Source organism: Arthrobacter sp. Soil761 (genome assembly GCF_001428325.1).
In the GTDB taxonomy this organism is placed as follows: domain Bacteria; phylum Actinomycetota; class Actinomycetes; order Actinomycetales; family Micrococcaceae; genus Arthrobacter.
Genome location: NZ_LMSF01000033.1, coordinates 62034 through 85283 on the forward strand (window position 1 = coordinate 62034; position 23250 = coordinate 85283).

25 protein-coding genes and 1 pseudogene are annotated in these 23250 nt (G+C 61.7%); 6 read left to right on the plus strand and 20 right to left on the minus strand.

Features of this window, described 5'->3' with window-relative positions:
- Positions 1-3 precede the first annotated feature (3 nt).
- From ASG79_RS22475 to ASG79_RS22505, 7 genes are all read right to left on the minus strand, one after another.
- Positions 4-213: a hypothetical protein gene (locus ASG79_RS22475; protein WP_056394342.1), complete on the minus strand. Its 210-nt coding sequence runs from the start codon at positions 211-213 to the stop codon at positions 4-6.
- Between the two features lie 233 nt (positions 214-446).
- Positions 447-1451 (minus strand): ABC transporter permease, encoded by a 1005-nt coding sequence (locus ASG79_RS22480; RefSeq protein ID WP_056394345.1) that lies wholly within the window; start codon positions 1449-1451, stop codon positions 447-449.
- Positions 1448-2209 carry an ATP-binding cassette domain-containing protein gene (locus ASG79_RS22485; RefSeq protein WP_056394349.1) on the minus strand — a complete coding sequence of 254 codons (762 nt, stop codon included), beginning with the start codon at positions 2207-2209 and terminating at the stop codon, positions 1448-1450. The genes ASG79_RS22480 and ASG79_RS22485 overlap by 4 nt, the downstream gene beginning before the upstream one ends.
- The gene (locus ASG79_RS22490; protein ID WP_056394352.1) at positions 2206-3177 is read right to left on the minus strand and encodes a sugar ABC transporter substrate-binding protein; all 972 of its coding nucleotides are present in this window, start codon (positions 3175-3177) and stop codon (positions 2206-2208) included. The genes ASG79_RS22485 and ASG79_RS22490 overlap by 4 nt, the downstream gene beginning before the upstream one ends.
- A 2-nt stretch (positions 3178-3179) precedes the next feature.
- Entirely contained in the window at positions 3180-4178 is a 999-nt protein-coding gene (locus tag ASG79_RS22495; RefSeq protein ID WP_056394356.1) for an alpha/beta fold hydrolase, read from the minus strand.
- 14 nt (positions 4179-4192) lie between these two features.
- The gene (locus tag ASG79_RS22500; protein WP_056394363.1) at positions 4193-5170 is read right to left on the minus strand and encodes an alpha/beta hydrolase; all 978 of its coding nucleotides are present in this window, start codon (positions 5168-5170) and stop codon (positions 4193-4195) included.
- A 140-nt stretch (positions 5171-5310) separates the two neighbouring features.
- Positions 5311-6279, minus strand: coding sequence for an alpha/beta hydrolase (locus ASG79_RS22505; RefSeq protein ID WP_056394367.1), 969 nt, complete (start codon positions 6277-6279; stop codon positions 5311-5313).
- A gap of 328 nt (positions 6280-6607) precedes the next feature.
- Here ASG79_RS22505 and ASG79_RS22510 point away from each other — a divergent pair, with 328 nt between their 5' ends.
- The 4 genes from ASG79_RS22510 (at position 6608) to ASG79_RS22525 (ending at position 9431) form a co-directional block, all read left to right on the plus strand.
- Positions 6608-7627, plus strand: coding sequence for a LacI family DNA-binding transcriptional regulator (locus tag ASG79_RS22510; protein WP_056394368.1), 1020 nt, complete (start codon positions 6608-6610; stop codon positions 7625-7627).
- Positions 7628-8053: 426 nt separating this feature from the next.
- The gene (locus tag ASG79_RS22515; protein WP_012311538.1) at positions 8054-8434 is read left to right on the plus strand and encodes a hypothetical protein; all 381 of its coding nucleotides are present in this window, start codon (positions 8054-8056) and stop codon (positions 8432-8434) included.
- Complete coding sequence (locus tag ASG79_RS22520; RefSeq protein ID WP_056394369.1) at positions 8431-9240, plus strand: hypothetical protein; 810 nt, start codon at positions 8431-8433, stop codon at positions 9238-9240. Before ASG79_RS22515 ends, ASG79_RS22520 begins: the two co-directional genes overlap by 4 nt.
- A complete protein-coding gene (locus ASG79_RS22525; RefSeq protein ID WP_056394373.1) occupies positions 9237-9431 on the plus strand; it encodes a hypothetical protein in 195 nt (64 codons plus the stop codon). Before ASG79_RS22520 ends, ASG79_RS22525 begins: the two co-directional genes overlap by 4 nt.
- A gap of 193 nt (positions 9432-9624) precedes the next feature.
- Here the strand turns inward: ASG79_RS22525 and ASG79_RS23675 are convergent, their stop codons facing one another.
- From ASG79_RS23675 to mobC, 7 genes are all read right to left on the minus strand, one after another.
- Complete coding sequence (locus ASG79_RS23675) at positions 9625-10854, minus strand: hypothetical protein (protein ID WP_012311541.1); 1230 nt, start codon at positions 10852-10854, stop codon at positions 9625-9627.
- Positions 10854-11300, minus strand: a complete 447-nt coding sequence (locus tag ASG79_RS22535) for a hypothetical protein (protein WP_012311542.1) — start codon at positions 11298-11300, stop codon at positions 10854-10856. The genes ASG79_RS23675 and ASG79_RS22535 overlap by 1 nt, the downstream gene beginning before the upstream one ends.
- Complete coding sequence (locus tag ASG79_RS23680; RefSeq protein ID WP_012311543.1) at positions 11300-11902, minus strand: hypothetical protein; 603 nt, start codon at positions 11900-11902, stop codon at positions 11300-11302. Before ASG79_RS23680 ends, ASG79_RS22535 begins: the two co-directional genes overlap by 1 nt.
- Complete coding sequence (locus ASG79_RS22545; protein WP_012311544.1) at positions 11899-12453, minus strand: hypothetical protein; 555 nt, start codon at positions 12451-12453, stop codon at positions 11899-11901. Before ASG79_RS22545 ends, ASG79_RS23680 begins: the two co-directional genes overlap by 4 nt.
- Before the next feature lie 223 nt (positions 12454-12676).
- Positions 12677-13435 (minus strand): hypothetical protein, encoded by a 759-nt coding sequence (locus ASG79_RS22550; RefSeq protein WP_082581907.1) that lies wholly within the window; start codon positions 13433-13435, stop codon positions 12677-12679.
- 9 nt (positions 13436-13444) lie between these two features.
- Positions 13445-15049, minus strand: coding sequence for a relaxase/mobilization nuclease domain-containing protein (locus ASG79_RS22555; RefSeq protein ID WP_056394385.1), 1605 nt, complete (start codon positions 15047-15049; stop codon positions 13445-13447).
- Positions 15050-15056: 7 nt separating this feature from the next.
- On the minus strand, positions 15057-15452 hold the full coding sequence (gene mobC, locus ASG79_RS22560; RefSeq protein WP_056394388.1) for a plasmid mobilization relaxosome protein MobC: 396 nt from the start codon (positions 15450-15452) through the stop codon (positions 15057-15059).
- Positions 15453-15700: 248 nt separating this feature from the next.
- Here mobC and ASG79_RS22565 point away from each other — a divergent pair, with 248 nt between their 5' ends.
- Complete coding sequence (locus tag ASG79_RS22565) at positions 15701-16009, plus strand: hypothetical protein (protein WP_056394390.1); 309 nt, start codon at positions 15701-15703, stop codon at positions 16007-16009.
- 698 nt (positions 16010-16707) lie between these two features.
- Here ASG79_RS22565 and ASG79_RS22570 read toward each other — a convergent pair.
- The 3 genes and pseudogenes from ASG79_RS22570 to dprA form a co-directional block, all read right to left on the minus strand.
- A pseudogene (locus ASG79_RS22570) lies at positions 16708-18058 on the minus strand (ParB/RepB/Spo0J family partition protein).
- A gap of 590 nt (positions 18059-18648) precedes the next feature.
- A complete protein-coding gene (locus tag ASG79_RS22575) occupies positions 18649-18960 on the minus strand; it encodes a hypothetical protein (protein ID WP_056394391.1) in 312 nt (103 codons plus the stop codon).
- Positions 18961-19020: 60 nt separating this feature from the next.
- On the minus strand, positions 19021-19944 hold the full coding sequence (gene dprA / locus ASG79_RS22580) for a DNA-processing protein DprA (protein ID WP_056394392.1): 924 nt from the start codon (positions 19942-19944) through the stop codon (positions 19021-19023).
- A 509-nt stretch (positions 19945-20453) separates the two neighbouring features.
- Here dprA and ASG79_RS22585 point away from each other — a divergent pair.
- Positions 20454-20666: a hypothetical protein gene (locus tag ASG79_RS22585; RefSeq protein ID WP_056394393.1), complete on the plus strand. Its 213-nt coding sequence runs from the start codon at positions 20454-20456 to the stop codon at positions 20664-20666.
- 90 nt (positions 20667-20756) lie between these two features.
- On the opposite strand, the gene ASG79_RS23940 is transcribed toward ASG79_RS22585, so the two are convergent.
- From ASG79_RS23940 to ASG79_RS22595, 3 genes are all read right to left on the minus strand, one after another.
- Positions 20757-20906 carry a hypothetical protein gene (locus ASG79_RS23940; RefSeq protein ID WP_200953226.1) on the minus strand — a complete coding sequence of 50 codons (150 nt, stop codon included), beginning with the start codon at positions 20904-20906 and terminating at the stop codon, positions 20757-20759.
- Between the two features lie 193 nt (positions 20907-21099).
- The gene (locus ASG79_RS22590; RefSeq protein ID WP_056394394.1) at positions 21100-22083 is read right to left on the minus strand and encodes a DUF4192 family protein; all 984 of its coding nucleotides are present in this window, start codon (positions 22081-22083) and stop codon (positions 21100-21102) included.
- A gap of 572 nt (positions 22084-22655) precedes the next feature.
- Complete coding sequence (locus tag ASG79_RS22595; protein ID WP_056394398.1) at positions 22656-23084, minus strand: hypothetical protein; 429 nt, start codon at positions 23082-23084, stop codon at positions 22656-22658.
- Positions 23085-23250 lie beyond the last annotated feature (166 nt).

Sequence of the window (23250 nt, forward strand, 5' to 3'; positions counted from 1 at the left end):
GAGCTATTCGTTGGACGTTGCCTTTATGGTTGCCGGCGACCTGACGAAACCAGCCGGGACCACGGGGTGTGCCCTGATGATGAAGTGCTCCGGACCGAGGTCGGTGACCAGGATTCCTATGTTGTTCCGCTGGGCCGCATCGGCTACGCGTTGGATGGCTGCGTCGAGTACCTTTCCAGTTTGTGCTCCTTCTTTGACGGTGACTTCGACCATCCCCTTGGGTCTTTTCCCTGGTTTTCCTCGGCTTGGTTGGGTGGGGGAGTGAAAGCTGTACGTCCGGCGTGGAATGAGTTGCGTTTCTGGATCGGGCTGAGGTTGGGCGGTTGTGTCTCGGTGGTGGTCATCGGCGTTGTTCTTGTCGTGTTGTGAGCCGGCGGGCAGGTAAGGACCTTCCCGCCGGCTCAAGTTGTCTTTTGCGGCGGCGGAGAACGGATCTCAGGCTGCTGTCAGGAACGTCCGGCTTTGAAACGGCGTGCGCGGCGGTACTGGTCAATCGTGACTGCGGCGGCAAGGATGATACCGATGAAAATGTTCTGGTATAGAGGGTTCACATTTGCGAGTGCCAAACCATTGTTGATGGCTGCGAAGAGCAGTGCGCCGAGGGCACTGCCGGTGATGGTTCCGATACCGCCGAAGAGGCTGGTTCCTCCGATGATCACGGCCGTAACGACTTGGAATGTCAGGGCCGTTCCACCGGCCGAGGGTGATGCGGTGAATAGCCGGGAGGCAGCGAGCAGTCCGGCCAGAGCTGTTACTCCGCCAAGTGTGGCGAAAAGGATGAGATCGAGTTTTTGAATGTGGATGCCGTTTGCAGCCGCTGCCGTCCTGTTTCCGCCCATAGCCCTCACGTTGTAGCCGAAGGGTGTTTTTTCCAGCAGTACGTGGAAAATGAAGCCGACGATGATGGCGATGTAGATCAGGTTGGGGACTCCGAAGAGGTTGCCGCCGCCGATGTTGGTGAACGCTTCTGGAAAGCCGTAGACGTCCTGCCCGTTTGTCATTACAACTGATACGCCGCTCACGATGAAGAAGACAGCCAGTGACGCAATCAGGGACGGCAGCTTAAGATAGACGCTTAAGGCTCCTGTAACTAGGCCGATACCGATGCCAACACCGACCCCGGCGAGGAGAGCTATTGCCCATGGTACGCCGGCGACCATCATGGTTCCGCTGATGACGGCGCCAATTGCGTAGACAGCTCCTGCTGAGAAATCAAGTGCTCCTGCTACGAGAATGAGAGTCATGGGGCAGGCGACCATGAAGTAGAGGGTGGCAGACCTGAGGAGTTCGATGAGGTTGCTGCTGCTCAGAAAGTCGGGGTTTGTGAACTGGAAAACGGCCCCAAGCACGACAAGTACGGCAATGATGCCGACTTGTTGGGTGTAGCGGCCCCAGTCGATGCTTCGTTCTGGGTGTTTTACGGTCTTTGTTGAAATCGTTGCTGCGCTCACCTGGCAACTCCTTTCGCTGATTCTTCGGTGATGGCACCGGTGATGAATCCGATGACCTCGTCCATGGTGGTTTGGGCACGTTCTCGTACCGTTGCGACCCGTCCCAGTCGCATGACCTGGATCTGGTCGGCGAGGTCGAGGACGAGAGACATGTCATGGCTGACACAGATCACGGCGTTTCCGCGGTCGCGGAGCCGGCGGATCATGTCGGCGGCTTGTGCTGTTTCCCGGACACCCAGTGCGGCGGTCGGTTCGTCGAGCAGAACAACCCGGCCGCCGGTCCGCATGGCGCGGGCGATGGCGACTATTTGCCGTTGCCCGCCCGAGAGCATCCCGATGGGTGTGCGGACGTTCGCGACGGTTACGTTCAGCTCGTCAAGGAATGCGCGGGATTCGCGTTCCATCTTGCGTCGGTCCACGAAGGGCCCCCGGCGGGGTACCTGACCCAGGAAGAGGTTGGTGGCGACATCGAGGACCTCCACCAGAGCAAGGTCCTGGAATACGGTGGCGATCCCTGCGTCTTTGGCATCAGAGGGCGCGTGGAATGCCCTTTCCTTTCCGTCAACGCTGATTGTTCCTTCGTCGGGACGGTAAACCCCGCTGATGGTTTTGATCAGGCTTGACTTCCCTGCGCCGTTGTCTCCTACGACGGCGAGGACCTGTCCGGCGTATGCGGTGAGGTTTACGCTGTTCAGAGCTGTGACATGTCCGAAGCGTTTAGTGATTCCTCGGAGTTCAAGAGCGGGCGTTTGTGTCATTTCGTGGCCGTCCCGCTTGCCAGTGCCTCTGCCAGGTTTTCCTTCGTGACGAAAGTTGTCCCGGTATCGGTGTTGGCGGGGACTTCCTCTCCCTTGCTGAGTTTGACCAGATTTTCGACAGTCTTGGTTGTCATGGCGCAGAAGTCTTGCTTGCTGGTGCCATAAAGGGTGCCGTCGTTGATGCCGTCCTGGACCTGAGGGGTGAGGTCGTTCACTACGCCGACGGTTTTACCGACAAGCCCCTGTTCCTTGATGGAGGCGGTGATGCCGCCGACAGCTGTACCTTGCCAGGAGTACACGAGGTTGATTTCGGGGTTCGCTTTGAGCATGGCTGTGACCGTGTCGGCGGTTTTGTTCGGGTCACCGTTATCGTAGGCCGTCGTTACGGCCTTCACGTTTTCAGGCAGGTTTTCCTTAAGGGCGTTGATGATCACGTCTCCGACGCCGCCAGGGGCGTTGGTGATGATGCCGACGTTCTGCTGTCCTCCACGTTTGCCGATTGCCTGGGCTACTGCCGCGCCCATCTTGGAGTACTCGGTGCCGATCGTGAAGTCCTGGGTTGTCGTCGAGTCCCCGGTATTCAGGGTGACGACACGGATGCCCTTGGACTTGGCCTGTTTCATTAGGGGCTCGTATTGGGCGGGGACAATAGGCACCATAATGATGGCGTCCGGCTGCTGGGCGATTGATTGTGTGATGCGGTCCAGGACGAACTGGTTGTCCACGCTGAGTCCGGTCGGTCCGGAGGTCTTACCATCGATGCCGTATTTTGCGGTCGCATCCCGGAAGCATGTGTCGGCTGTTGCCCAGTCGGGGTAGGACGGCAGAGGGTTGGCAAAAAAGATGCTTTTAATCTCTCCAGTTTCACCGGTCGAACTCGGACCGGCGGCGGGGGAGCCAGCACATCCTGAAAGAGTCAAGATCCCGACTGCGAAAACGGCAGCAGTGCTGAGAGGTTTGTGGTTCATGTCTACTCCATCGTGTTATTGGTTACCGGGTGATACTGGGGCGGGGATGTATGCAGAGCAATGCCCTTGCCAACTGGTTTTCCCTGATCGGCAGCGCGGTCCTTGCGTGAGGCGGGTGAGAGGGCTGTCGCCTCGCGAGGCCGGCGGGCGTTGCCGGTGGCCAGATTGGCGACAGGTGTGGGGAATCGACGGGCATTGAGCGATATTTCTCTGACGAATTCGGGCCAGAGGGCTTGGGGAACCTCGTGGCCCATTCCGGAGAACAACTCAAGGCGTGCCCCGGGGATGAGTTTGGCGAGTTCGATCGAGGCTTTGTAATCAATGAGCTTGTCAGCGTTGCCGGTAAGGATGAGGGTGGGGGATCGGATAGCGGTTATGTCTTCGCTTCTGTCCGGTGCAGATAGGACGGCCTCGGCCTGTCGTGCGTTCCCTTCCCTGACGGGGTCGCGGTCATATGAACGTGCGGCCAGTTCGGTAAGCCAGGGCAAATCCTGTGGGTAGCGCTCGGAGCGGCACAGGTATTCGCCTGCGACAAATTCCCGAATGGCTTCGTCTCGGGACTGAGTGGCGTGATGTTGAAGGATTTCCCGGTTCAACGCCTGGGGAAGGAACCACTTCTGGGACGCTGCGGTGTAGATCAGGGTCAGCGAGGACACCAGATCGGGGTTCCGGACTGCAAGCTCCTGGGCGATCATGCCGCCCATGGACTGGCCGACGACAGTGGACGGACCGAGGCCGAGCGCCTGGATCAGGCCGGCTGTGTCCTCTGCCATGTCCGCCAGAGTATAGCTGTGGCCGTCAAATTTTTGAGATAGGCCGACGTCCCGGTTGTCGAACCGGATGACCCGAAAGCCAGCGTCGACCAGCAACTCGCAAAACTCCTCCCGCCACTTGATCATTTGCGCGGTCAGTCCCTCTATGAGGACAAGAGGCTTCGCGTTCTCGGGGCCGAACGAGTCATAAAACAAGGTCGTGCCGTTGGCGGCATTTATGTAGGGCATTGCAGCGGTTCCTTTTAGTGGGAGGTTCTATGGCCAGTGCTGCTCTGCGCGACCGGTTCGCTGACACTTTTGATGGCTCTAATTACGTCGTCGCGCCACGTTCGTGCCGCTTCGAGGACTGCTGTCATCAGTGCTGAGGCGTGAATCTGGCCTTCTGCCACAAGGTAGGTGACATGTACGCCAGACTGGCTGAGGCGTCGGGCGTAGGCGTCCGCGCTGCCACGGACCAGGTCGTACTCCGATGCAAGTATCACCACAGGCGGCAACCCCGACAGATCCGAGGCCAGCAACGGAGAGGCGTAAGGGTTCAGTGCGTCATCCGGATCGGCTAAATAGTCCTTGCCGATTTCCACGATTTCGGCCTCCTCGAGGACGTATCCTTTGCGGTAAGCTGAGAGGTTTGTTTTCCAAGTGAGATCCAGCGCAGGGACTTCGAGGATTTGCAAAGCGATAGCCGGTCCGTTCTGGTCACGGGACCGCAGAGCGACTCCAGCGGCAAGGTTTCCCCCGGCCGATGCGCCACCGATGATAAGCTGCCCGGGACGCGTGCCGAGCTCACTTGAGTGCTCTGCGACCCACTGGAGTGCGGCGTAGGCATCGTTGACCGCTGTGGGAAATTTGTGTTCGGGTGCCAGCCGGTACCCGACGGAGATAACGACTGCGTCTGCCCCGACACAGCGTTCCCTGCACATGCCGTCGATGTAGTCATAGTGGATGGAACCGCCCCGGAACCCGCCCCCGAAGAAGTAGAGATAGGCAGGATGTGGCCCGGGGGAGAAGGGCTTGTAAATGAGCAGCTCAATGGTGCCGCCTTCAACTGCGATCTCCACGAGTTCCCGGCTATGAACCTCGGGGTAGGGTTCTGCGAGCTGAGCCGCAAGGGTACTAAGGGTTTGGCGCTCCATGTCCCGGAAAGCGGCTGCATCTGTGATTTTCGGTGACGGTAGCGTGATGGCAGAAAGAATGTTTTCCAAGAGTGGATCGATGGGCACTGTTGCTCCTCTTGTGACCTTGCGGGAAGATGACCGGGGCCGAGTTGGTTACCCGTCCCGGACAGGATGGCTAGCGGGACGGTATTTGATTGGGACGTGTTCGACGCCCACTGTGTGGGTGGACTGAGTACAGCTAGGTGTTACCCGATCACGCCGCTGTGGTTCGATGCATGGGCCTTCAACTCGGCAATGACGTGGTCCCGCCATGCCGCCGCTTCCGGGAGCAGCTTGGTGAATTGGGAAGACGCGTGCACGTGCCCTTTGCCCAGAGAGAAAATTGCCTGTACCCCCGCGTCCTGGAGCCGCTGAGCGTAGCGTGAGCCGTCCATCTGCAAAGGATCCAGCTCTGAGCTGATGATGTACGCGGGAGGGAGCCCGGATAAGTCCTGAGCCAGCAATGGCGAGGCGTACGGGTCGGTAGCGGCCTCAGTGGAAGGCAAATATGCGGCCAAACACATGTCGATCTCCGGTCGAGACAGCGGATATTCCCCGCCTCCGTACTGCTCGATGCTGGGGCTGGCCAGCGTCAGGTCAAGTGCGGGAACCTCCAAGACCTGGAAGGTAATCCGAGGTCCGTTCTCGTCCCGGGCTTTCAGCGCGACTGCGGCAGCAAGATTCCCACCTGCTGAACTACCTCCGACAGTCACGCGTTCCGGGTCGGCGTCATAGTCAGCAGCGCGCTCAACGATCCATAGCATCGCAGCGTAAGAGTCCTCCAGCGGAATTGGGTATTTGAACTCAGGTGCCAGGCGGTACTCGACAGCGACAGTGACATATCCGGCAAGTGCCGTCCGTTCCCGACACGCGATGTCCACGAAAGCCTCCTCGATGGTCCCGGTGATCCACCCACCGCCGTGGTAGTAGAGGTGGATCGGGTGCGGACCGGCAGTCGCAGGCTGGTAAATACGGACGCCGATCTCGCCGCCGTCGACTGGCACCATCGCGGTCTGTACCGAGCCGACTTCAAGCGGTCCAGCGGCCACTTGGGCGGCGAGTGCGTTGGAGCCCTCAAGGTCAGCCTGCCGGACGGAGGGGAAGTCGGCAGGGTCGAAGGGCGCGCGCGGAGGCAGGCTGTTAAGGAGCGCCCGGAGCGCGGGGATGACGGGCATGTCAGTGTCGCTTTCTTAGAGACGGGACAGGCTGGGCTCAGTGCGGTTCCGGCAGCTGTACAGCTCATCGGAAACCCGCAAACTCGGAATCGGTTTTCTGGCCGTGTTCAAGGCCGCACCTCGAAGTACGAAGCTAGACCAGTAAAGACCACCACCTGACAGGGGATCCTTGTCTGCCCCAGCCTCGGCAGTCCAACTGCCCAACGCACTTTTCGTTCGGGGAGCATGGGGGTTCAACATCTAATCCTCCTTGATTAATCGTGTCAAGCACCGTATTTCAATACGCTATGCCCTACGATTAATCGTGTCAAGCACTTTGGAGGTAATTATGAGTTCGACGCCGTTGACCGTGAGTGACGTGGCCCGGGAGGCCAGCGTGTCCAGGGCGACCGTCAGTTACGTCCTCAACGGCCGCCGCGATGTCCGGGTCAGCGAGGCAACACGTCAACGCGTGCTAGACACCGCGCGCAGGCTCGGCTACGTGGGCTCGCCGGCCGCCCGCGCTTTGCGCAGCGGACGGGGCGACGTGGTCCTCCTTCTCATTCCCGGCTGGGAAGTTTCCGGTCAACTCGAGCTCCTGCTGGAGGAAGTCGGCCGCCTCGTTGCTGAGTATGGGCTGGTCTGCCTTCGCTACGAAGGTGAACACTGGCAAGGATCGCTGTACAAACTACTCTCCCGCATCTCCTGTGCATGCGTCGTTACCTTCGACCCGCTGACCGCTGACGATGTCCAAGCGCTGGAATCGGCTGGCGTACCAGAAGTATCCTCACGGCTGCTCGACCACCCTGGCATGCCGCACAACACGGCGATCGGACAGGACACGATAGTGGCCGCCCAAGTCGACCACCTGCTGGATCAGGGATATACCCGCCTCGCCTACCTGGCGACGGAGGAGCGCCGTGGACAAGCCTTCATCACGTCACGAATTGAAGCGTTCCATGAGATCTCCACAATGCGCGGCGTCAAAAGTGCGGTGTCCGCGATCGTCCCCAGCAACCTGGAAAGCATTTCCGACATCCTCCAGGCGTGGCTCGCGCAGTCAGTTAAACCCCTGGGGGTAGCTGCCTGGAACGATTTGACTGCTTTGGGCATCATTAGTTCAGCGGCGTCCCAGCAGATCCCGGTTCCTCAGAATCTAGGCGTGGTAGGCGGTGATAATACACCCATCGCGGCACTCGCACGCCCACCGATCAGCAGCGTCAAGTTTAATTTGCCGTCAGAAGCAAAGCAAATAGCCAGCCGCATCGCAGAAGTAATTGGACGCGACGAGAAGGGTAGGACCGCGGAGCCTGTCCCGGTGGTGGAAGTCGTCCCCCGGCTTTCGTCTGCATTGCGTTCATCCGCATGAGCAAACAGATTCAGCATTGAAGGGCGCGATCCAATTGATGCGGTGCCGCAATTCTGGGGCGGCGGGCGCGTCGATGACAGTCGCGGAACGTTACGGTAGCTTCAACACAGTCCGAGCCGAAGGAAAAGCCGCTTCTGACCTGCGGAAACGCGGAATACGTCGACAGGCGGGAGTTCTCGCAGCTACTTCTACTCCCGCTATTTAAACGCCGATAACATAGGTTATGTAAAGTCGTTTGCTTTAAGCTTCAAGTAACGCTCATTCCCAGATTACATCTACCCGCTCTTGCTGCCCAATCAGAACGGGCCTAAGGCCTGCGCGGACGGGCCCTGACCAGTCACCCTCGAATGCGACGAGTCGCCAGTTTCGCGTGTTTACTGTTGCATTCACGTTGCTTTAACCTTGCAAGCCTGCGACGATTGAGACATGGAAGCAACGACCCGGCATGACATTCATCTGGGAACCACCCGAATGAATATCCACGACCTCGTGCGCGAACTCAACGAGAATCTGGGCACGACGGTCGTCCAGACCATGGCTGGCGTGAAGGACCGCACGTCGCCGTTCCGCTGGGCCAAACCTGACGGCCCCGAACCCCGCCCGGAAGTCGAGTCCCGGCTGCGCCTGGGTCATCGCGTCTGGAAGACCCTTGAGCTCGCTGAAGGCAAGCACGTTGCGTTGGCCTGGCTGATGGGCGCCAACCCGCGCCTGGACGAGGAACTTCCTGTCCTTTACATCCAGCAGCTGCGTTCCCGTGAGGTTTTGGGCGCAGCCGAAGCATTCGTGAATGACACCTACGCCGCATGATCACGACCGCCAAGGGGCGCCGGTGCGCCTCGACGGGGCTCACCCTTGTCCAGGCCGCCGGCCAGATTTCGTTCAGGGTGGCGAAGGACCGCTACGGTGCGTTGTCGGTCAGGAAGAATTCCATCGTTGGCCCGATGCCCATCGGAACGGCCGCAACCAGCGATTCCCGGGGACGGTACGACAGCATAGGCTCGACGATCTACCTCGCCGACTCCCGCCAGTGCGCCTACGCCGAGGTGTTGCTCGGCTTCCGGCAGCAGCGCGCGTCCGTGGCCAAGGCCGCGGAATCCATCGGGTGGACGGTCGAGGACTACATCACGAGCGTCCAGGCGCAGGCCCGGGAAAACGGGATCGACGTCCCCTGGGCCATCTCCGTGGACTGGCAAATGGACCGTTCCATCTACGAAATCCGGCTCCCGCGTCAGGGATGGTGGGTCCAAATCGACGACGCCGCCACCCTCCGGGCCCTCGAAGCCCTTACACCGACAACGGCAGGATTGACCGAACGCCTCCAGCTCCTCACGGCCGGCTCCCTCGCCGGAGACGACCGTGACCTGACAACCCTCCTCGCCCACGTCATCCGCGGCACAGTGCTGGACGACGGCTCAGAACCACTTGGTATCAGCTACCCATCAAAAACACTGACCGGCAGATGCTGGGCCTACTGGGACCGCCGGGCTGACGAAGGCCTCTCCCCCAGCCGCAACGGCCTGCTGCAACTGACCTCTGAGAACGTCGGACCGGACCCCGAATTCCACCGCGCGGCAGACCTGTACGGCCTACCGGTCCTCGGAGCCCGCCCATGAAACTCAAGGATTTTTTCCAGTCCCGCCGGCAGGCGACCGCGGTTGGACCCGTGCTCGGTCCCACGGCCGGTGAGGTGGCGCTCCCGGCAGTCGAGCCTGGGGCGCCGCTGTCCGCCGAGGAACTCCTGGACATGGACATCCAGGGAAGGCCTGGGAAGAACTCGCCCAAGCTGCCAGGGAAGCCGGGGTAACGAACTTTCATGCTTGCGGTCGCGGCGGTCAGCATTGGTCCGAGAGTGCCACCTCCATCCGGAGCATCGCGAACCTAATGCGGAACCTTCCCCGTGGCGAGGCGGCGGATGATTAACACCCTACGACTCACTACCCCAGCCGCTTGAATTCGGATACCAGCGACCCCGCGGATTTTTCAGGGGCAGTAGCCACCTATCGAACGCGTTCTAGTGCTTCTTCCAGTGCCTGCTTCCACTGTAATAAATGGCCTGCGTTTTCCTTTGCTCGTTTTTCTAGTCCGGTTGTGAGTCGTATGGTGGCAACCCCGTCGGAAAATCGCTTGTAGAGCACTTCGAGTTCGTGGATATGGTCCACGAGGCCAAAACCGGTTGACTCCCGGATTTCTGCTGCCCGAGCCAGCACGGAGTGCTTCATGAGAGCCTGATAATCCAACTCTGCGGGATCCATCAACCCCATAGGTGTTTCAGGGTCGTCAACCAGTTCGGGCCTGCGCCGCCAGATCTCACTGGCAAGATCCACGGGGAGGTAACGGTGTAGTTTTCGGACGTAATAGCGGGCCGGAGCCCCGCCGGAACTTTTCAGCTCAATGTAGTTGCGGTGTTCGCTGAAGCCCACACCATGGGAGATTCCTTTGAGCCCGACTGCGCGGAGCATGACTGCAAAGTAGCCGCCGTACAGTGCAAATGGACTGGCGCCCTGGGCGGCGAGTTGCGAGACCTCCACCGCGTATTCAGCCAGTCGGTACGGGGTCGACTTTGGCTCCTCCAAGTTATTCACCCAGATGACGACATCTGGGTCATGTTGGTCTTCAAATAAGTCGGAGAGGAGCTTGGGTTCCTTTACCGCCAAGACCCGAACGACCGGCTGAGAGGTTCCAGCTGCTACCGCAGCGGATTTTGTTGCTTCCCATAAGGAATCAGACCAGAACCTGGTCTCTGGCGCCCCGTCGTACATCAAATAGGGAGCCATTATTTGAGCTGGCCCGTTTGCTTGTATCTGAGGAAGTGGCTTCTTGAGTCGTCTGGCGTATTTATCAAATGCCTTCGGAGCTAAGTTCTGGAAGCCAGTGTTAAATTGCACCCATCGTGTAGCAATCGCGGCGGCTAGCTCGTCATCGAGCAGGGCGACCGGCAGGCCGCCATTTCGCTGTACCAAGTCCTCGATTCCAAGGACGCGCGCTAGTGCGAGGTGCGACTTCTTCGGTTCTCGCAGGTCATTCTGGAACAGTGGAAAGCGTGGGTCGACCGCGTACGGAACTGATAAGGAGGCGGAAAGTGCGAGCACGAAGCCTTTGGTTCCCTCGCCACGAAAAGCTGCCACGGTTCCAGGTACAACCAGCCCGTTGTACTCACCTGCCAAGGCATTAAGGGTCTGCTGATCGGTAGAACCGAAAGCGAGATAGTGCGAAAAGTTGGAAAACACTAGCCTCTAGTCCCCCTATGAAATATGGCACGAATCTTTGCTCGGATGATTGGGCTTACCTGCTGACGAGCGGCCCATAACAATACGAACATCTTGTCATCCAGCACGATAACGCCAATGCCATTTTCGCGTGCCTGAGCCAGATTTTTTGCAGTAGGGCGATGATTCACCACAATCCAGCTCCTGTCGAAGCTGAGCCGGTTATACATCGCCTGTTCCAGCACGCGCTGAAACGACCCAATCTTCATCTCGTAAGCAGACGCGATGCCGCTCTTCGTCAGGGTGGCTAGGTCCGCTCTTCTTCCATTTAGTGGCATCTCCGAGAGCATCAAGCTGTTTTCGTTGATCCAGCCGCGATTTCGCATCATATGTAAGAGAGGAGTCAACAGCTTTTCTTCCTCCCTGTTACGGAGGATCGGAGCCTCGTCCCAAGGCAAAACAACCATTAGTCCTCAACCCCTGTCAGGCTGTTCAGGTTTACAGTGTCGTCGTCTGCACCTGTAAGCTCCGATGCTTGCACATGAGCAAAATCCAGCCGCCGCACTACCAGCAGTAGCGCGATGTAAACACCGCCTCCGCACACAAATATGAGCGCAGAAATGCCTAGGGCCCACCGCGCCGGATCTATTCCGATAAGGGTTTCTGCAGCGGAGGTTAGTAGGGTCGCTGTAATGGCGACGGAGAATCCCACGAGGATCCAAAACGATACCCTAGCCAGTCTTTGAGCTACGCGGAGCTGGCGGGCCATCTTGGTCTGTAAGACCATGAGTCGGACATATTCGCGGGCGGGCTCGAGGACTTCCTTTGGTTCAACCGCAACCAGGAATAGGTCGTTGCCGTCGTCGTAGTCGCGGAACAGTTCGTCCAGTCGTACCCTAAGACCCTTTAAATGTCGTATGGCTCCGTTAACTAGGTTTGACCGTGCATTGCGTTCTTTAGTTTTCAGCTTCTCGCCAAGGCTTGAAGCCAGCGATCCAGCAGGCCAGAGGGCGATGTAGCTGGCAATAGCAAAGGGTATTGCGTAGACAAGAATTGTGGCCTGATTCATATCCGGCGCGGACCCAGAATGTCGTCTCGGATCAACGACTTAGAGGTATAGCTCTCATACTTTTGGTAGACATACCGGACAAGGTCTCTCAACGGCCACCCGGAGAACTGCTTCCTAAGCTTCTGCGTCTGTTGCAGTAGCTTGGCGGGCAACTCCTGTTGAAGTGCATCGAAGTACTCCTGACCCAAGGGGGTAAGCCGGAAGTTGCGGGTCCGGAACGCGTTGGACTCGTCGTCGCCTCCTATGAGTTTTTCGGACTCCCACATGTCATCGTCTGTTCGGCTCAGCTGGGCTGAGTCCTCGACCAGGCCCGCTTCCACCAGCGTGTCCACGGCCTTGTATACCTTTGATGAAAAAGGACCGAAATTGTAGGCCTCAAACTCCGGGTCCTCCGTAAAGTACTCCTCAGCGGACGTTTCTTTGTCCATGAGGAACACCAACTTTTCCAGTCGGGTTATACCGCGAATTTCACCCCGTCGTTCCTGCTGACCAGGCTCGCTTCCCAAAAGAAGAACGATGGCATCATCCACATCGAATTCTGGTGACTCCACGTTGCCGTCACACCTCTCTGATTCCTCGTAGTTGGATCATACAGTCGCCGCGAATCGGTTCACGCACAGGGCCAGGGCGAGCGGCCTCACGGCGGATTAGCGCCTTCCACCGATTCCAGACGATCTGCGGGCTTGTGGACCTAGGGGGCTTTGGCGTGTGCATTGTTGTGGGCGTTGCCGGCAGTGTTGACTCGACGGCAGTGACCGCGCGGACCCACAACCTCTAGCGCTCGAGCCCCCCACGTTCCAGGATCGTTTCCTTGCCGCTCTGTTTCGTCATCTTTGATGTTTTGGACAGCGACGGCTTTAGGGCGACTGCGGCGGTGGCCGGAGTGCCCTGGTGCTTGTCGGCCAGGAGTCGGGAGTTGACCGCTTCGCGGTCGCCTTTGCCTTCGAGGCTTTCCGCCAGCTGCTGGCGCCGCTCCGGGGAGTCGTAACCCGGTCCGTCCTGGGCCTTTTGAGCTGCCTTGTCCTGCCTGTTGGCGCCAGCTACCGCAGCCACGGCCACGACCTCGTCGGTGCGGGCGTCGGAGGCTTTGGTCCGGCCGTTTTCGGCTTCGGTTTGTGCTTGCTGTGCCCGGCTTAGGGCCGCGAAAACGGACGCTTCGTCCGCTCCTGTGTTGTTGACGTCGATGCCGTACCGGGCCTGTACCTGGTCCCTAATGTGTTCTGACGCCTGAGAGGCCTCGGGGTCGTATGCCTTCCATGCTGTGGCTGTCTGGTGAGCTTGTTGGATCATTTCGGGGGTGGCTTTGTCCCACCAGTCGTCCCTGGCGGTTGGTGCGAGCTGGGCGCGGGCGGCTGCGCGTTGGGCGTCGAAGCGTTCCTGCAGTTGGCGTGCGCGGTGTTCTTCGGCGGCGGCGATGTTGCGCTGTTCTTCTTCCCGCATTCGTGCCAGTTGCTCGCCGATGCGTGCGGCGACCATCAGCCCGGTACGCATTGCACCGTCTACTGCTTCGTCCATTCCGTCTGTTTCACTCATGCTCTTCCCCTATCGCTCGATGCCTGGATTCGGATGGTGGTCCCTGTGTGGTTCCTGCGGTCCGGCAGGCCCCGCCTGCTGCAATGTTTTTTCTGTCCTGGTGAGTGTCGTCGGGACAGGTGAGCCGCCGCGTGACCGTTCGGCGATGAGGCGCGCCCGGAGGGCTTCTTCGCTGGCTCCCGGGTGCTGTTCCCGCAGTGCTTCCATGGTGATGGGCTGTGCCTTGATGGTCTGTGCTGTGGCGCTGGTTTCGACCGCTTTGCTGGCAGCGGTCACGGCTGCGGCCAGGCCGCGTACGCGGCGGAGGTCGTCGGTGGCCTTGTGCATGTCGTGGATGGCCCTGGCTGTCTGGGCGAGCTGCCGGAACATCAGGGCGTAGGCTGCCCGTTCGCTCTTGGAGGTGGCAGCCAGCAGGATCATTGTCGCGCCGCGTGCCGACGGCAGCGCGAACGCGGGCCGCTTCGGGTAGCGGCGGAGCTGGGCTGATTTGGACAACTCGCGTGCGGCGTCGGCCAACGGCCCGGGGGTGGGTTCGATGCGCTTTGACCATGCACCAAATGCCGCTGCGGTTTCGCGGGCGGCCTGCGCCCAGGCGGCGTGGTCGTTGTGCGGGGTGGTGGCCAGTTTCTCGCGGAGAGCGCTGACGTCGTTGGCGTACTTGCTCCACAGCTCTGCGGAGGGCTGCAGTGTCTCCCTGCCCGGTGCAACGGGTCGGCGGTTGCGGGCTGCGGCGTTCCATTCCGCGACGGCAGCGGTTGCAGTTTCGGGGGTGCTTTCCCATTCACTGCGGAGTTTTGGCAGGGCCAGATCGCGGCCCAGGGAGTTACCGCCGAACCAGACGGCCCGCTCCCCCTTCCGTGGCCGTTCGGCAACGGAGTATCCGGTCACGACATCGGTTCGGCCGGCAGCGTAGCGGGGCCGCACAAGAAGGCCTTCTTGGCGGGCGCGGCGGACGAACTCGGCTTCGTCCGTTGACGCCGCTGCGCAGGTGCGGATCTTGCGGGCGAGGCTGTGGCGTTCGACCTCGGGCAGTCCGTGGCGGATGGCTTTGGCCTGTTCCGCGGGGGTGTATCCGCGTTCGGCCCGGACCGCTTCGAGCTCGGTGAGTCCGTACTTTTTCTCCAGTGCCCGGGCGACCTGTTGGGACTTGTACTTGCTCTTCCAGCTGTTCCATTTGGTGCCGTCGTCGCGGATCATGCTGGCAACGATGTGGATGTGGTCGTTGCCGTTCTTGCTCAGTCCGTGGCGGACAGCCACCCATCGGGCGGGGGCCTTTCCGCCGTCCTCGGTGAAGTCCATGTCCTTCATGAAGTCATTGGCGATGGCGCCCCACTGCTCATCGGTGAGCTGGCCTTCTTCGGCCGCCAGGCTCAGGGAGCAGTGGAAGACGTGGCCGCCGTCGACCTCGGTTTTGTAGAACTGCTTGGCGCGGTCCAGGGCGTTGGCGATGTCCAGGGCCGCGTCGCGGTTCAGCTCGTTGTCGTCGTGCCATGCCATGAGCGCAGCGTCACCGGCAACGAGGTGCGGTTCTTCGTGTTCGTTGGCACGTCCCGGGCCCGCTAGGTAGATCATCAGGCCCGCCATGCGGTCGCCCTGGGTGATGTTGGGAATCACGTCATGATCACCGGCCAGCCATGTCAGCGAGCATGCGGTCGATGCGGATGATGACGCTCTTGGCGTGCGCAATCGCGGGCGCCGCATCAGAAGGTACTTCACCCGTTGAGTTGGCGTGCCGGGCGATCTGGTTGATGTTGTTCGCCACGGACCCGATCAGGCGCTGAAGGTTCGAAAGCTGCATGAACTGATCACGCCGCTCCGACGGGCTTTCGCTGTCCTCGTTCAACGCTGCTTCGATCAGGAGCCGTGGGATCGTGACGCGGTGCTTCTCAGCCAAGGCCAGCAACTGGGCCTCTTCTTCGGGGCTGACCTTGACCTCGTGACGGTGCATCCTGCCACCGTCAACGTTCGCGCGCCGGCGGCGGGACTTCCAACCGGCGAAGCCATTGCCTTCACTCACCTGTTCCGCCCCTCCCCTACCTTGCCAGCGCAGCGACCCGGAACACCCGGGACCAGACACCAGTCTGCCGCGACCGGAACGCAGTTCACGGGAGCGACACGAATTTAGCCCGGCTAAGTTCCCAGCTTGCTCCGCCGAAGTCGGCTCCTTCTCTTTTCCTGCCTTTTGGTGCTTTGCTGGTCGGGAAGTGGCACGCCGCTGCGCGTCGCTGCCCGAAAAGCGGCTGCCCGTGTGGTTACGGTGGGTGCATGCCAACCATTGATATTGAACAGACACGCAATCAGGCCCGCGCCCTTCTGGACTCGCGTATCGAGTCCGTCACGAACCTGGTCAAGACCAGGCAGCGGATCACCGACCTGCGCGAGCAGCTCGCCGACGCCGAGCGTGAAGACAAGCGCGCCTACGTGCGCGCCACTAAAGACGGATGGAGTCCCGAGGAACTGAAGAAGCTCGGGCTCGAATCCGGAGCTGCCGCGCGGCGCCGGAAGCCGGCCACCAACCGAACCTCGGACGATAGTTCCCCGTCCACTGATGACGGGGTTACCGGGGCCGAGTAAACCTGCCCCTCGCCCACATGTGCACGGCAAAAGCCCAACCGCTCCGCTGCTTTTCCCGCACACATCTGGACGACGGGACCCACCGGACCACCTGCACACAACCACCACGTCACCACATCTGCCCACGTCACCCTTAGGCGAGCGGTGGCTGTGCACAGCCTCTGTTGAGTGCCGGGTCGGGGACGGGAAAGTCTCCCCTGGACCAGGCCTCGCCGCCGCCGTCCCGCCTCCGGGACGTGGCGGGGTCTGGCTGTGAGCACACATGGATAAGGCTCCGCACCCGTTGGGTGCGGAGCCTTAACTGTCTCGCTGGTGATGTTCTAAGTCTTTGCCAGGACGCGGCATGTGCGTTCTCCCTGGTTGTGCCCCGAGTGTGTGGTTAAACAAAGACAGGCCGGCTGGAGGGTCGGCCTGTCTTCGCTCCTCGGACAAAGGAGATCTTGCGGACTCAGCGTAGCTGAGCATGTTTCCCTGAACCCAGTTTCGTGGGAAAGCCCGCTGTTTATGACAGCGCGGCACCAAGTGCAGGCGTGGGATAGTCGCGTCGATCGGCGGTCCGCCGCCGGTGAGTAGCTGCTGTGGTTCGCCCTGGGCGGCGGACCGCCCGACGTCTCGAAGGTTCCGTACCCCTGTGCGGTGATGGCTGGTGGCCTTGCCGGGCGGTTGCGACAGATGATGCCCGGCAAGGCGGTACCAGTTTAGGCGGCGTCGGCCTCGTTCTGATTGCCGCTGTCGAGGATGATCTGCTCAGTCTCACTCGCGGTATAGCCCCAAAGAACCAGTTGCTTCAAGTAGTCCCGGTGCGTCTGACTGGGTGACCGCCACGAGTCCTTGGCGATCGTCTTTTCATACCCGGCACACACCAACGCGATCAGGGAAAACTCCGGACGTGCCGTCGTCTTAGCCACGTGCTCGCGGAGCGGGTTCCACGCCCACGCGTTGGACTCTTCGACCTTCGCCCCCACCATCTCAGCGGCAACCTTGCCGTCATAGCCGCTGGCCGTCTCCCGGGTGGTGCGTGATGGCATGCACGGTGAAGTACTGCCAGCCCTTCGGAGCCTGCTTTCGCGCCAGCAAACTCTTCACGAATTGGCGCCTTACCGACGTCGCCGAAACCATCGCTTTATTTCGCTCAATCAACGTTTTGCGTTCGGCCTTCTGTTCCTCGGTCATCGGGCCTTTCTGCGCTTGTCGGCCGCCGTCGTAACGTTCGTACCTCGACTTGAAGCCCAGTTCCTTCCAACCTGTGATGGCAGGCTTGGCGTTGTGCTGGCCCCGGTAGTCGGTGCTGATCACGTAGGCGTTGGCGTCCTCGTCGGTGGCCGGTTCCCCATCGGGGCGGTTGGCCGCCGAGACGTACAGGTTCTCCTCGTCGGCATAGTGCCCGGCGTCCTCGACAATTGTCTTGCCTTGGGCTTCCAGTTCCTCGATCAGGGCGCCGAGGGCGGCGGCGCTTTCGCGGCGGTCACGCAGCAGCTGGGCGACGTGAAGGAGCTGTTCCGGTTCATCCATGATGACCGACTCAAGTTCCTCCGTGGCGGACTGGTTCCCTTCAAACTCGGCCATGATCAACGCTTCCTCGATGCTCCATCCTTTACCCAGAGCGGCGGCTCCGGCATCCGAGGACTTGGCCTTCAGCGCACTTTCCACGGTGGTCTTCGTCCTCCCTGTCTTCTTCGCGATCGCGGCCGCCGAGACACCGATCAGGGACAGCTGGTGGTAAGCATCCGCCTCGTCCGCTTCGGTCAGTTCGGCGCGCTGGATGTTCTCCACCACCTGCGTCACAATCCGTTCAGCTTCTTCCGGAGACTCGATGATCATCACCGGGATGGCCGCGCGTCCGGCTTCGACGGCGGCACGGGTACGGCGCTGACCCATCAGCACATGCACAACGCCGTCGTCCTTGCGATGCGCGATCACCGGTTCCATCACGCCGTGTTCTTTGATGCTGGCGATGAACTCGGCCGTCAGGGCCGCGTCCTTACGGACGTTGATGTCCACGGTCAGGGTTGCCGGGTCGAGCATTTCAAGCGTGGGTGTTGCGTTCATGGTGGTGTTCCTTCTTGTCCGAGAAGTGGGGGTGGGTTGGGGCGGCTCGTGGTGACCGGCCAGTTCCCCTTCTCCCCCCGTTGTTTTTTGGTTGCTGGCAAGCTTGCTTGCTCGGCAGCCGACGGAAGCCTGTCTACCCGTGGGCAAGGGGCTGGAAATTCCCTAAGGAAATCAGCGACGCAGGAGCGCCGCAGGGAAATTCCTGCCCCGCAGGCCCCGACGAAGGAGGGGCTAGACAGGCTGGAGCGGACGCCTAGAATCCGCAGGACAGCAACCAGAAAACGCTTGTAAAAAAGGTGATGACGGGCAGGAGCTCTGCGACGGACCGGCAGCGCCCAACAGCCGGCCGCGCCAGCGGACGCCCATCAACTGGTTGGAGCGCAGCGGAAACCAGGGCGAGCCCTGCGAGCATGCCCTTCCCCTCGCCCCGGATCCCGCCCGGGCCCCCGCTCCCCCAGGGCTTGCCGCCAAGCCCGGGTGATCTGCGCGCGTCCCTGCGGGAACGGCGGTCCGCCGCCGGCAACCACCCACCCGGGCCGGCCACCAGCGGCGGACCGCCCGCCCCACACAGGGCGAGCGTCCCCCCGGTCCTATGCGGGAGTGTCGATGATTGCCCGGATGGCGCGCTCGGTGGCTTCTGCGTGCCGCTGCAGCTCCTTGACATCCTGGGTGTCCGGAGCGGATTCGATCTCTTCGACCCGAAGCCACCATGTATCCAGTGATGCGAGCAGTTCGGGCGTGAACGTCGATTCCGTGCTGCCCTGCAGGCCGAAGTAGTGGATGGCGTCGATCAGTCCGGGGTATCCGATCCTGTCGGCCGTGGCGGCGGCTTTCTCGCGTTGGCCTGCCTCGTAGTGGGCCTCGTAATCGAAATCGCCGTCAGCGTCCCAAAAGTTCGTCATGGTCCTGTCTCCTCTTCAAAGCTTGGGGTGGCCGGGACCGGGTCCCGGCCACCGTGGGGTTTAGCTGGCGAGCAGCGCGGCCACTTCCTCGGCGTCACTGACCAGTGCCGCCGTCCCTTCTTTCAGGAGCCGGTGGCATCCTGCGGAATTGGCGCTGTGGACGCTGCCGGGCACTGCCGCGACGTGCCGGGCGATGGTCTCGGCATGGTGGGCCGTGTTCAGCGCACCGGAGCGCCACCGGGCTTCCACAACACAAGTCACTCCGGCGAGAGCTGCAATGATGCGATTTCTCTGCACGAATCTGGCCCTTGTGGGTGCGGTTCCTGGGGGCAGCTCCGAGAGCGTCAGGCCGTTGGCGCGGATAGCGGCCGCGAGGTCCGCGTTTCCGGACGGGTAGTCCCGGTCAAGTCCTCCGGCCAGCGCCGCGATGGTGGCCGGTCCGTTGCCCTGGGCCCCGGCCAGCGCTGCGCGGTGGGCGTGGGCGTCGATGCCGTAGGCGAGGCCTGAGATGACGCAGATGCCGCGCTGGGCCAGCCCGTAGGCGATGTCTCCGGTGACGGCCGCGCCGTAGCTGGTGCTGTCTCGTGAACCTGTCAGCGCCGCGCACTGGGACGGGGCGGGGATCCCGTTTCCGATGTCGCCCCGGTACCAGAGACCCCACGGGGCATCGGGAAGGTCGTCCAGACCTGTCGGCCAGTGCTCATCCCCGGGGACCAGGAAACCGCCGCCCAGCCGTTCGATGGCGGCCAGATCAGCCTCCGCCGCGTGAGTGTCGTGCTCGCGGGGATGCGGCGCCCAGCGACTCAGGCCTTCGGCCAGCTCCTCGGCCGTAACGTCCCAGAATGGGAACACCGGGCGTGCTCCAAGGGCCATCCGGTAGGCGGCGTGTGCGCCATGGCAGGCGACAAGCGCGCGGGCTACAGGGTCAGTCGGTGCGAACATCCGGGTCAGCGCGGCGCGTGCGATGCGGTTTTCATCATTCATGGTTGTTGTTCCTTCTTGTCCGAGAAGTGGGGTGGGTGGGGCGGCTTAGGTGACCGGCCAGCTCCCCGTCTCCCCCCGTTGTTTTTTGGTTGCTGGCAAGCTTGCTTGCTCGGCGGCCGACGGAAGCCTGTCTACCCCTTGGGCAAGGGGCGGGAAATTCCCTAAGGAAATCAGCGACGCAGGAGCGCCGAAGGGAATATCCTGCACCGCAGGCCCCGACGAAGGAGGGGCTAGACAGGCTGGAGCGGACGCCTAAAATCCATCGGACAGCAACCAGAAAACGCTTGTAAACCAACAGGTGATGACGGGCAGGAGCTCTGCGACGGACCGGCAGCGCCCAACAGCCGGCCGCGCAGCGGACGCCCATCAACTGGTTGCAGCGCAGCGGAAACCAGGGCGAGCCCTGCGAGCATGCATCACCTCAGCCGGTGGTTCAACGTGTGACTACGGAGACGTGCCAGCCACCGATCTCTCGCTTATGCCTCCCTGCCCCTGTATAGGGTGGGGGCATGATTGATCCGGCGCCGCGTCCTGGCCGCCCTCACGGGGTGCTGTTGATCCTGGCTGTGGTGTTCTCCGTTGCCGCCGTCGGATCGCTGGTGCTGGTAGCCGTGGACCTGGCCATTGGCCGGCCTGCTTCGGGCGATGTTTTCATCGCGTTCCTCAACAGTGTGGCGGCCGTGATGTTGTGGCGATGGAGATCTGAAAACGAGCGGACATGACGAAAGGCCGCCACATCTGAAGTGCCGGCCTTTCGCTGTTTTCCTCGGACAAAGGAAACCTTGTGGGGCAGCGTCCTTGCTGCCTGGGTGCTAGAAGTTGTGGTGTTCCTGGGCGTGGCCAACGTCGACGGGCCCGGTCTTGTCGCCGGCGGTGAGCAGCTGCAGCTCGATGATGTCTTCGGCCAGGCTGGCGTCAGCGGCCGGCTGGTCGTCCTCAGTCAGGATGTATTCGGTTCCCACAGTTGAGCGCCCTCCCGTTGTAATGGCTTGTGCCCACTGTAGCCCGGGATCCTGCGTGTTTACTGAGGGCGACGCTCCGCCCGCGTCAGCGTGATCGGCGGCCGGAGGAGCGAATGCGGGGGAGGCCGCCCCGCCACCGAAAAAGGCCGGGCCGGATACCTCGAGGGTGATCCGTCCCGGCCTCTGCTGGTTCTTAGATCAGGCGGCGGTTGTAGGACATGTTTTCGTTCCGGGCGACGTCCGCAACGTGGCCGCGGTTGATCAGTTCCCGCAGCAGCACCGCAAGGCGGAAATCGGATACGTCCTCAGCTGCGAGTTTCAGGTAGCGGTCGGCCTGGCTTCCGTGGCCTTTGAGCCATTGCAGCCAGCCCATCAGGGTCAGCATGGGTGCCCGCTGTCCTGCCGGGACCACTTTCATCAGCTCGAAGGCGATAGCCTCGGCGCGGTCAACGCGTGCCCAGTCGGGGCGCCCGGTGAATTTGCCGGTCAGCACGTCTCCGAAGCTGCCGTTGTGGGTGGTGATGGTGTCCCGGAACAGATAGTCACGGAGGTGCCGGTGCTGGAATGCTGCCGCCAGTGCGCGGGCGGCCTCGGTGTCGGGCACTCCATCTGTGTCCAGGACAGCCTCCCACGTCCCGCAGGCCATTTCGAGGTCCTCATCGGTTCCCTCCGGCGCTTCCACCGGAGGCGCCCACCTGCCCAGCAACGCCGGGTTGTACACATCGATGTCCGTAGCTGAACCGAAGTAGGTCAACGTCGCGTTGGCCTGGCTGTCCTTGATAGCGTCCAGCGGGTTCTTCTCGGCGGTGCCGTAGATTCCCCAGTAGGCGCTGGTAACCAGCAGGACCTGACGCACGGGCATCCGCGCCATGGACAACTCGATGCTCAGCGCCTCGATGTGCTCCGCGTAGGGGAACTGGCCGTCTCCGCCGGTTTCGTCAGTGTAGACGATGACGAAGCTGCCCGTGGCCTTCTCATCATTTGCGGCGTAGGTGGTCATCATCTGCGCGTAGTCCAGCGGCGCGGACTCGGCCGGGGCGTCCATCCGCAACGTTGCGCCCAGGGTGTTCCCGCGCGCGGTAAGCACCACAAAGGATTCCTTCGGCCGGTTGCCCAGCAGGTGCGGGATCGTGGCGATCAGGTCAGCGGAACCGGTGATGGTGAGTTTTTCAGTCATGGTGGTGTTCCTTCTTGTCCGAGAAGTGGGGTGGGTGGGGCGGCTCGTGGTGACCGTCCAGCTCCCCGTCTCCCCCCGTTGTTTTTTGGTTGCTGGCAAGCTTGCTTGCTCGGCGGCCGACGGAAGCCTGTCTACCCTTGGGCAAGGTGTGGGAAATTCCCGCAGGCTCTGCGACGGACCGGCAGCGCCCAACAGCCGGCCGCGCCAGCGGACGCCCATCAACTGGTTGCAGCGCAGCGGAAACCAGGGCGAGCCCTGCGAGCATGCCCTTCCCCTCGCCCCGAATCCCGCACAAGGGCCGGCCCCACCCAGGTCTTGCCGCCGGCACCAGGTGACCTGCCCGGATCCTAGGGCGGGAACGGCGGTCCGCCGCCGGTAACCACCCACCCGGGCCGGCCACCGGCGGCGGACCGCCCGCGCACGTCAGGCACGCAATCCTCAAAAAGATACTCACTTACTCATTTGAGTATTTGAGTAGTGCATACCCGGGCCGGGGCTAGTTCATCGCGGGTCGCGGAGAAAACAGGACCGCTTGCCGGACGGGTTTCCCCGCCCGGCAAGGGTTCCGGCTGTCAGGCGGCGGGGACGGCGTACGGTATGCGGTACCGGCTGGGCAGTTCGGCGGCGGCTTCGGGCAGGTCCGCGGGGCCTTGGGCCTGTTCGTTCTTCCAGTGGAAGAACGCCTGTTCGCTGATCGCATCCCAGAACCTGGATTTGGTCCGGAAATACGTGCAGGTCACGTCGCCCTCGCAATACGTGGCAATGCCGAACAGGTTGCCGATGGCATCGGCGGTGCGGATCCCGGCGACCATGACGTAGGGCCATTGGCCCAGGTCCCAGCCGTCGCTCCCCCAGCTGGGAATCACGGCCCAGCCGTGTTCGCCGATGAGTTCCATCCAGTCGTAGCCATCGTTCATGTGGTAATCCCCGAGGACGGTCACGCCGTCGATGGTCTCTCCGGTGTCGGCGGTGGTCACGGTCGTGGTGGTGATTGCGGTCATGGTGGTGTTCCTTCTTGTCCGAGAAGTGGGGTGGGTGGGGCGGCTTAGGTGACCGGCCAGCTCCCCTTCTCCCCCCGTTGTTTTTTGGTTGCTGGCAAGCTTGCTTGCTCGGCGGCCGACGGAAGCCTGTCTACCCTTGGGCAAGGTGTGGGAAATTCCCGCAGGA